Source organism: Vibrio sp. 2-2(8), assembly GCF_963888495.1.
GTDB classification, from domain to species: domain Bacteria; phylum Pseudomonadota; class Gammaproteobacteria; order Enterobacterales; family Vibrionaceae; genus Vibrio; species Vibrio anguillarum.
In genome coordinates this window covers 19,375-28,481 of record NZ_CAWPJM010000053.1, presented here as the reverse complement: position 1 = coordinate 28,481, position 9,107 = coordinate 19,375, and the positions used below count along the sequence as shown (strand labels likewise).

Below are 9,107 nucleotides of genomic sequence, written 5' to 3'. Positions count from 1 at the left end.
GAAAACGATGCGCTATAGCGACGGTAAAAAAATTGCAGTGATCGCTCCAACGGGTGGCTTTAAAAAAGACATCCCTTGTTTGGTGGGCAGTTTGTTGGTTGTGCCAATGCAAACCATTAAAGCGGGTGAAGTGGTGACGTGCCACATTGATGGGCACTTTGATGGCCCGATTAAAGTGGGTGACACACCAAGCTTTGATTGTGATGCAGCTTACTTTGAAGCGGGCGAGTTTACTAAAACGAAACCCACGGCAGAAGGTGCGGTTTCGCAACCTGTTGGTGTATTTGTGGATGGTGGTGTGCTGCTGACTGGCGGTGTGATCACTGAAATCGTCCCAGCTGCTTAAGTATGAGTAGCTTATTTGAATCTGCTCGGGGGCTACTCCGGGCATCTATCGCGGATTGCTTTGGGCATTCTATTTTAGTGACGACAGCAGAAGGCGATCAGCGAGAGATTATTGGGTACATACAAAGTGCAAAGCGCGGTGAGCACACTGTGCATCGCTTACTTACTGATGAAGCGTTACCAGAGCAATGCAGTACGGTTTATAGAGATAAGCCGTATATGTTGGTTTATGAGATGCCTGTTAAATCAACCGGCACGGATAGCCAGATCACACGCGAGTATGTGATGGTGCAAAAAGGCAGCGGGGCGCGCGGTGATGGCTGGTCTGAATACCAATAGCAATCGACTTTTGTTGGATACGGAGTTTATCCGCAAATACGAAGCGTTTGAAAAAGAGATCCCGAAAGCGGTTCAACGCGCGGCCACACTCACCAACCGTTGGCTAAGAGCTGTGACAATGGCTGAGCTAGGCTATGAGCTGAAAATCGACAACAAGGCGCTGCGTTCTCGTTTTCGTAATTACAAAAATGGGCGCATTTCAAAGCTGTGGATCGGTGTGAATGAGATTGGCGTACACCGAACCGGCAAGCCGATTCAAAACAAGCTTGGCGTTCGTGTTGGCAGTGAGTTTTATGACGGTGCGTTTATTTCACGTATGCAGAGCGATGAGCTGCTTGTGTTTCGACGTACTGGAAAACAACGAAGCAGCATTGAGCTGGTCACCGTCGATATCTCTGCGGATACGGAAGAGATCATCAATAACTATTTGCCTGATATTAATCGTAAGTTTGAGGAGTTCTTCCACCGTGAGTTCAGAAACGTTCTTTCGCTCGCCGCGTGAGTGGGTTGAAAAAGTTATTGCTCATTTAGAGCAAGCATTAAACATTGAAATCAAATCAACTTACACGCGCAGCCCTGATGAATTAACGAGTACGAAGATTAGCTATTTAGTAGGTGAGGCAGAGCCAGTACGCAGTTATTCAAACGATGGTCGCCACATTCACGATATTGAGCTGAGGTTCTTGATTGAGGTTCCCACGTCAGTGGCTGACTTTGACCTTGAAGCGCTTGATGCATCGACACGCATTGATCGTGAGCTGCTTAATGAGTTCTTTGGTGAAAGTGATGATTGCGAAGAAGCGATCCCAGTTTCAAATAACCCAAGCCGTTTCCAACCGGAGCTTGGTGTGTTTGCCAGAACCGTGACCATGAAGCAACGGATACGCATGGGTCCAGTTAACGAAGTGTGTGGTGAAATTGGCGGGGCTGAATTGGATGGATTTAATCAAGAGAGTAGCGGCGCTTCAGAATGAAGTTCGGAAACTGAGAGAAGAGCTTACGGATACCGATAGGCGATTAGCCAATATTATCCGGCTGGGCACAGTTAAAGCGGCCCATGAACGAACGGTGGATATTCAAACAGGCACAAACTTAGCTGAGGGTGTGCCTTTTTTTGTGCCTGCGGCGGGGCGAGTCAAACATTATCGCCGCCCAACCGTTGGAGAGCAGTGCATTCTGATTAACCTTGGCCATGGTGACAACTTAAACAACGCCGCCGCGCTGATGGGATTGCGTTCTAACCAGTTTCCCTTTCCGACTTTGCAAGAAAACGAAGTGATGACGGATTACGGTAGCGGCATGACCGAGCTGTATAACCTCGATAAAGGTTCGATCACTTGTAACTATCCCGGCGGCATGTTTTTGAATGCAGACTTAACGCACATTGGTAACCAAGAACACACAGGTAATACGAACCGCACGGGCGATAGCATATTCACAGGCAAGTTGATTAATACGGGCCTGTTTAACCACCAAGGCTCGTTTGCAGTTTCTGGTGGTGCAAGTGGTGGCGCGGCTACCTTCGCTGGTTCGATGGCGATCACTGGTGGTGATGTCGTGGTTGATGGCTATAGCGTGAAACTGCACTTCCACTATGACGATGAAAACAGGCCGACAACTGAGGCTAAAAAATGATAGTGGGTATTGATCAAGAATCGGGTTTAACTGTCACTGGGCTTGCTGCATTGAGTTGCCGAATTAAGCGAGTGCTAACCACTCAAGTTGGTTCTCGGGTTAAGCGCCGTGCGCTGGGTAACCGAGCCATTGAGCGTTTAGGGAAAAATCAAAGCCCGTCTGAAGCGTTAATTGTGCAAAACCTTTCCATTGAAGCGTTAACTAATCCAAATAATCAATTGACTGGTTTGACGATCGAACAGTGTCAAGCCACGCCAACTGCGCGCGGCTTTGTGGTGAGCGTGGTCGGCAAGTGGAATGGTGAAGCAATAAGAACGAGTGTGGATGTATGACAACTCAAGATAACCGCCCGAAAGCGTTTCAAGAGCCCGATTTTGAAACGTTGCTCGCTGAGTATGTTGCGTTTGCTGTAGAGCACTGCGCAGCAAGCGATGTAGAGAAAGCTGCTTATTTGCAAGAGGCGTTGACTAATGACAGTGAATTACTCGCACAAGTGCTGCAAGCTTTGGTGCTGAAATACATTGCTGATACCCGTGAGAAAAACTACTGGGCGCTGCAGATGTTTCGTAAGTTCGTGACAGAAAGCGACATGGTGGATTTAATGGCGCTGCAGTACAACTTGAAACGGCAAGTCTTACAGCCAGAAGATACCTCAGTGTTTCCACCTAAACCCGCTGTTCTTGAGTCTAATGATGATCTCTTACGTCGCTTTGATTTAGCGCCGTACCAGTTCCATACCACTGGAACTCGGTTAGGTTACCGCTTTCATGCGTTAACTTTGGACGAGCGGCCAGTGATTAAGATTGAGTCGGAAGCGGATGCGCTGGTTGTGCGCTATGAATTTCCGAAAGCGGCTCAACCCGCTCTTGTGAAAGATGCACAGGCCAGAATGACCGAGCCAAATTCGGGTAAAGTGGCTGTTGCTATTTTGAGTCGCGAAACGCCCAATGGTGTTCCGAGTGCTGCGCTACTTGAACGCGCGAGCAAGTATTTAAACCGTGATGATATTGCTCAAGAAAGTGATGAGATCACCACAAAAGCCGCGACACCCATTCCCTATACGATCAGCGTTGTGCTCTATACCGGCGCAAATCCAAATAACCACGTCACCAAAGCACAGGCGCAGCAAACAGGAATGGCCTTTGCTGAGCGCAAGCATCGCTTAGAAGAAGTGATTGATGTTGAAGAGATCGGCCACGAGTTCTACGAGCTGGGTGTGAAGCGAGTGAAGGTGTTAGAGCCTGCTGCTGATGTGGTGTGCCAATGGGGTGAGGCGCCATATTGTAGCGAGGTGATTATTGATGTCAGATCCGAATGAGTTTGTTAGCGTTCAACCTGACAACCGAACGCTCATCGAAGAGTCATTAGAATACGCATGGGCGCGTATTTTAGCGTTAGCCCCGAACCCTTACCCAAATTTAAAGAACCCACAGTTAACCGCTGATGAGTTCGTTGTGCTGCTCGCAGGTGAGCGTGGCGTTGCAGATTGGCAACCTACCGACACGATAGTGCAGCAACGTAAAACGACGGATAAAGCATTCCCTATACACAGCAAGGCCGGAACCAGAGCAGGGCTTAAAACAGCGCTTGATGCGTTGGGCTTTGCTTCTGCTGTTACCCGTGGTGATGCTGCGTATTCCATTGATGTTGAGGGCCGATTGCTTGATCAACCGCTTACAGCTGAGATGTCGCAACGTATTAATGCGCGAATTACGGCTTATAAATCCGAACGAGACAGCGTTACAACCACGATTTCACGGTTACACAGCGCCAATAAGTATCGTGCTTTGGTGCTTCACAGTGCGCGTATCGTGCGAGTGAAAGCTGCCGGCCCCATTCCTTTTACGCTCTACCAAAAACCCGAGCGATTATGATTCATTCTGTTAAGTCGGTGAGAATTAAACATGGCTAATCAAGATACAGACTTGCGCTGCTATTTAACGAATGCAGGTATTGCAGCAGAAAATAACTCGATCCAATTAGGTCGAAAGCTACCCGTGAAAGAAATGGTGTTTGGTAGTGGGCTACTTGCTGATGGAAGTGACCCTCGCTTGCAAACCACCATGATTAAAGAAGAGCACGCCGTTCCATGCGGTATGCTGTTTGACCCTGAAAGCCCAACACTCTTGGTATTTAAAGGCGATTTACCTGCCGATGTAGGCGGCTTTCATATTCATGAAGTGGCGATCCGCTTAGAAGACGGCACACTTTACGGTTACGCTCGAGGAAAAGGGGATTACAAGCCAACCATCGAGCAAGGCGCTACCGATTCGGTTCGCTATGCCGTGGAAATGTACACCACCAATGCGAGCAATGTTGAGTGCAAAATTGATCTATCAAAAGTGTATGTTGATTGGGAGGATTTGGAAGCACGTATTAAAGCGCATACCGATGCAGAAGATCCTCATCAACAATATGAACTTAAGGGTAATGCCGCTAATGATGAAGACATCGATAACCAATCCAAAGCAAGTAAGCACATTAAGCTTCCACAGCTTTGGCGTGCTTTATCGCCATCTGGACTTATTGATAAGTTATGGCTTGGATTAGCGGCAAAAATATTTCCAGTGGGCGCTGCAATCCCGTGGTTCACTGATATAGCGCCTAATGGGTTTGCTATCATGAAAAACCAAGCTTATGACATGGTTGCTAATCCTGAACTAGCAAAGATATGGCCGAATGGGATTATTCCGGATATGAGGGGATGTGGTGTAATCGGTAAAGAAGACAGCGAAACGGTTGGTGTATTTGAGGAGGGGCAAGTAAAGAAACATGGGCACCCAAACTCTACCGCTTCATCGACAAACTTGGGTTCTAAAAACACCGGTTATAGCGGGGTTCACTACCATCCCTCAGGCATAGCGAAATTTGGTGGAGGCTCACACCGTTATCAAACCGATGCAAATGGTGCAGGTGGAGATATCAATACTGGTAATGCAGGCAACCACTACCACTCTTTTGAAATTGGCTCACACGCTCACGCTGTGGTTATTGCTCTGTTTGGCGCACTAAAGAACACTATTAACCATCGCAAGGTAAACTGGATTGTAAGGATGGCATAATGACAACATTTTTTTCCACATCACAAAGTGTCAATGTTTCTCGTTTATCTCGCGATGGGTGGTGGATTGAAAACACAGTTGAGCATGTCGCAAAAGGCACGGCTCTTGGATCTGATTTTACTCAGAATATATATACACCATCAAAACCCGGCCTGATTTCTCGCTACCATGCTGAAACAGATTCTTGGTCACCTGAAATTGTGAATATGACTTGGAATATATATTACGACATTCATGGTCAGAAATTCTTCATTGGTGAGCCCGATGGTGATTACCCCGATTGGGCAATCATCGACCAGCCGCCAGAGTATGATCCCGAAACTCACACTGCTCTTTATCGAAAAGAGACGGGTTGGACGATATTCAAAATACAATTAGGTGAGTCGTTCTACGATGAATTTGGTCAAGAGTTTCTTGTTTCAGATTACAATTTTGACCTTCCAGAAAACCATACATGGAAAGAACCACCTAAAACTCAAGATGGCTATGCTGTAAAACTGATTGATGGACACTGGCAACAGCTTATTGATTATCGTGAAAAAATGGCTTATGCAAAAGATCGTGATAATGATGAAGACTACATGATTGAAGAGCTTGGCGAGTTGCCAGAGTCGCATACATTACTCACGCCCGGAGCCTATGATTCTTGGGTTAATAATGTCGGTTGGGTATATGATTTAGAACGTCATCGTCCCTTTAAATCTCTAGAGGAGAGGGCTTGGCGTGACAGTGCATTGATAAAAGTCATTAACCGCGTCGATCAATATGAAAAAGATCGAAATTATCCCGAAGAATTAAGAACATCCACACTCACTGACAAGGAGTTTTTTGTCTTGCTGCAAGAGCGAAAGTTATTAGCTGATTATCCGCAGAAAGACGGTTTTCCTTTTATTCAACGCCCAGTTTTATCCGTACTTATTGATTAAATAAACCTTCTATCTTTGAACCCGCTAAGTGCTTTGCATTGGCGGGTTTTTTATTGGAGCTAGCCAATGGCGACAACCACAAAGCTGCAAAAGCCAAAAACTCAGAACTACCCGATATTACAGCCGTTTCGATTGAACGGCGTATGGGTTAGCCCTGATTACGAGAATAACAAAACCGTCCCGCTCTTACCTGCTCAAGCTTCCATGCTGCTACTGAATGGCAAGGTGGGCAAACCCGGAACCCAAGCGAAAGCGACTGTTGCTGAAAAAGCGGCAGAGACAACCGCAAAACAAGAGGGCAAATAATGCTTTCACCGATCCAAGATTTTGAACTCAATGGCGTTGAAGTCAAAACCATTGAGCCGATGCCGAGCATGGGGCCACTTGCACTGCAAGTGGTTCACATCACCGGAACTGCACCGAATAAAAACGCAGGGTTGGCTTATAACGAGCCGACTCGTTTATGGAATTACCCACATGCGATGTTGATGCTTGATAGTGTTGGCGATCGCGTTGGGACGCTACCTAACGTGGTGCGTTATTTACTCGAGTTCGTACAGTGCATTGTTTACGTCACTGTTGTTGAAGATACAGAAGTGCCCACAACGACGGAAGCGAATGTGATTGGTGGTGTCGATGGTGCAACAGGGGCGATCACTGGTTTGCAAACGGTGAAAGCGTGCCCTGAAACACCGACGATTATCGGCGCGCCGGGCTTTAGCTCTAAAGCGCTTGGCCAAGCATTGGCGTTAATTGGACGTGATGTCCGTTGCCGACCTGTACTGGATGGCCCCAACACAAACGATATGGCCGCAGCGGAGTTCGCGGGCGAATTCGGTGCGGAAGGAACGGGTGAAGATAAGCTTTGCATTATCGACCCTTGGTTTTTGAAAACCTACGATGGAGCACAAGTATTAATGCCCGCTTCCATCGCTTTGATTGCGGCAATGGCTTCGGTGGAAGGGTATGAAAGCCCACAAAATCGCGGCGTACTGTGTGATGAAACATCGCGTAATGTGTCTTACAAGATCAACGATAAAACCACGCAAGCTAACTTCTTAAATAAGCATGGCGTAGTAACCATTGCGCGTACACGTATGGGGGGCTATTCGATCATCGGTAACCGAACCAATACGGGACGCTTTATCAGCCACGTTGGCTTAGAAGATCTCATGGCTCGTAAGCTTGAAGAGACAAGTCAGCCCCTAATGGGCAAGCAGCTTACCGAAGCTTTCATGAACCAGGTGATTGATCGTTTAACAAACTGGGGACAGAACCTAGTCGCACAAGGTGTTATCCCGGTGTTTAAAGCATTTCTGCACCCTGACAAGAACAACCTTGAGAACTACACATCAGGGCGCTGGTTCTTGTGTGTGAACTACGGTCGCTATTCTCCAAACGAACATATGGTTTATGAGATGAGCGTAGATAACGGCTTAATTGAAGCGTGGCTAGAGGAGGTCGTTAATGGCTGATCGTATTCGTAAACGCATTGCGGCATTGGTTGAATCCGTGCCGCTCATGAATGAAATCGTGGAATTCACCCCGCCCGATTTAAAAGCTAAGACCGCCTCGAATGATGGCGGTTTTTTTCAATCTGAAGATGTGGTGGGTTTTGAAGCGTTGAAGTGGTCTTTAAAAGTCCATGGTGATCACAAGCTGCTGCAGCTTGCACTTGGCAAATATTTTATGGATAACGCGCAAATCAACGTGACAGAAAATGGCAAAGATACAATGGGTATTGCTTATGTTGAAGCTTACTCACTGTACGGGCCGATCACCAACATCAAGAAAGATGCGTTAAAAATGGGTGAAAAGCCTACGGTAACCATTGAAGGCACTTGCAAAGCATACAAGCTGACGGATACGGGCATCACGATCCACGATATTAATATCGACACTGGCAAAGCGACGGTTGGTGGTGTGGATTTAATGGGATTTTAATTTTATATGGCAAATAGACCTCCTTTACTAGCGATAGTGGGAGGTCTTTTTTTTGGGGTTTCAACATGGAAAAAATCAGTATTCTTAAGTTTTTTAGTTGGGATGCGACAAAAAGCAAAGCACTAGAAGCTCGCCTGTTAGATCTGAAGAATAAGCTTAAGCAGATCACGACTGATGCGAGTGAAGATGAGATAGCCGCACTGCAGCGTGAAACGGACAGCGTACAAAAAGAAGCACAAGCGCTCAGAACCGTTAAGCTAAAAATCATTTCGACCGCCAGTTTTAAAGCGTTGCCGCACATTAAGCTGACTGAAATGACACCAAAGCAGGAATTTGAACAGCGCACAGCGGTGATTCTTCATTGTGCTGAGATAACACTTGAGAAATTCAACACACTGCATACGCCCGATTTCCTTCAACTTTATTCAGACATTATTGAGTTTATTTTAACTCCCAGTGATGAGGTTCAAGGCAAAAAGCTAAGTGGTGATCGCTTTGAGTTTGATTTGCTTGATCCGTTTGAAAATGAAGCGGGCGAGAAGTTTGCTCGGATTAAATTCCAAGTGCCTAAAGTGTCTCATTCCGCCGCATTGGCTGAAATTGAAGATGATGAAGAACGTGAAGATTTTATGTTTCGCGTGGTGACTGGGCTACAAAAAGCGGACTTTCAATACCTCTCTTTACCCGACTACTTGGCGCTAAAACCGCAGGTGGGCGCTTTTTTTCAACAATCGGCGGCATTCTTTCACCCCGCGACGTTGAATCTTTAATCGACCTTATTCCTATGCACCGTAATACGTCTGAATCTGAGTTGCTTCAATGGGCTCAAGACGTTGCGGTGCGTCGTTATGAGTTG

General features: G+C 46.7%; 14 protein-coding genes. All 14 read left to right on the top strand.

The features are described from left to right. Positions 1–7: 7 nt before the first annotated feature. The 14 genes from AACV12_RS15620 to AACV12_RS15555 all read left to right on the top strand — a co-directional run bounded on the left by AACV12_RS15620 (position 8) and on the right by AACV12_RS15555 (position 9,021). On the top strand, positions 8–346 hold the full coding sequence (locus tag AACV12_RS15620; protein ID WP_170900777.1) for a capsid cement protein: 339 nt from the start codon (positions 8–10) through the stop codon (positions 344–346). Positions 347–348: 2 nt separating this feature from the next. After that, a complete protein-coding gene (locus tag AACV12_RS15615; protein WP_170900774.1) occupies positions 349–684 on the top strand; it encodes a hypothetical protein in 336 nt (111 codons plus the stop codon). Further along, the gene (locus AACV12_RS15610; protein ID WP_170900772.1) at positions 662–1,186 is read left to right on the top strand and encodes a phage tail protein; all 525 of its coding nucleotides are present in this window, start codon (positions 662–664) and stop codon (positions 1,184–1,186) included. Before AACV12_RS15615 ends, AACV12_RS15610 begins: the two co-directional genes overlap by 23 nt. Next, positions 1,152–1,658, top strand: coding sequence for a hypothetical protein (locus tag AACV12_RS15605; protein WP_170900770.1), 507 nt, complete (start codon positions 1,152–1,154; stop codon positions 1,656–1,658). The genes AACV12_RS15610 and AACV12_RS15605 overlap by 35 nt, the downstream gene beginning before the upstream one ends. After that, positions 1,621–2,319 carry a phage baseplate assembly protein V gene (locus AACV12_RS15600; protein WP_249371365.1) on the top strand — a complete coding sequence of 233 codons (699 nt, stop codon included), beginning with the start codon at positions 1,621–1,623 and terminating at the stop codon, positions 2,317–2,319. Before AACV12_RS15605 ends, AACV12_RS15600 begins: the two co-directional genes overlap by 38 nt. After that, positions 2,316–2,651: a phage baseplate protein gene (locus AACV12_RS15595; RefSeq protein ID WP_170900768.1), complete on the top strand. Its 336-nt coding sequence runs from the start codon at positions 2,316–2,318 to the stop codon at positions 2,649–2,651. The genes AACV12_RS15600 and AACV12_RS15595 overlap by 4 nt, the downstream gene beginning before the upstream one ends. Further along, positions 2,648–3,637 carry a baseplate J/gp47 family protein gene (locus AACV12_RS15590; protein WP_170900765.1) on the top strand — a complete coding sequence of 330 codons (990 nt, stop codon included), beginning with the start codon at positions 2,648–2,650 and terminating at the stop codon, positions 3,635–3,637. The genes AACV12_RS15595 and AACV12_RS15590 overlap by 4 nt, the downstream gene beginning before the upstream one ends. Next, the gene (locus AACV12_RS15585) at positions 3,621–4,193 is read left to right on the top strand and encodes a phage tail protein (protein ID WP_249371363.1); all 573 of its coding nucleotides are present in this window, start codon (positions 3,621–3,623) and stop codon (positions 4,191–4,193) included. The genes AACV12_RS15590 and AACV12_RS15585 overlap by 17 nt, the downstream gene beginning before the upstream one ends. 30 nt (positions 4,194–4,223) lie before the next feature. Beyond that, complete coding sequence (locus AACV12_RS15580; RefSeq protein WP_170900763.1) at positions 4,224–5,381, top strand: phage tail protein; 1,158 nt, start codon at positions 4,224–4,226, stop codon at positions 5,379–5,381. Then, positions 5,381–6,307 carry a hypothetical protein gene (locus AACV12_RS15575; protein WP_170900761.1) on the top strand — a complete coding sequence of 309 codons (927 nt, stop codon included), beginning with the start codon at positions 5,381–5,383 and terminating at the stop codon, positions 6,305–6,307. Before AACV12_RS15580 ends, AACV12_RS15575 begins: the two co-directional genes overlap by 1 nt. A 66-nt stretch (positions 6,308–6,373) precedes the next feature. Further along, positions 6,374–6,613 carry a hypothetical protein gene (locus tag AACV12_RS15570; protein WP_170900759.1) on the top strand — a complete coding sequence of 80 codons (240 nt, stop codon included), beginning with the start codon at positions 6,374–6,376 and terminating at the stop codon, positions 6,611–6,613. Further along, positions 6,613–7,782, top strand: coding sequence for a phage tail protein (locus tag AACV12_RS15565; protein ID WP_170900757.1), 1,170 nt, complete (start codon positions 6,613–6,615; stop codon positions 7,780–7,782). Before AACV12_RS15570 ends, AACV12_RS15565 begins: the two co-directional genes overlap by 1 nt. Beyond that, positions 7,775–8,251 carry a phage major tail tube protein gene (locus tag AACV12_RS15560; protein ID WP_064626817.1) on the top strand — a complete coding sequence of 159 codons (477 nt, stop codon included), beginning with the start codon at positions 7,775–7,777 and terminating at the stop codon, positions 8,249–8,251. Before AACV12_RS15565 ends, AACV12_RS15560 begins: the two co-directional genes overlap by 8 nt. Positions 8,252–8,316: 65 nt before the next feature. Then, the gene (locus AACV12_RS15555) at positions 8,317–9,021 is read left to right on the top strand and encodes a phage tail assembly protein (RefSeq protein ID WP_170900755.1); all 705 of its coding nucleotides are present in this window, start codon (positions 8,317–8,319) and stop codon (positions 9,019–9,021) included. Positions 9,022–9,107: the final 86 nt, after the last annotated feature.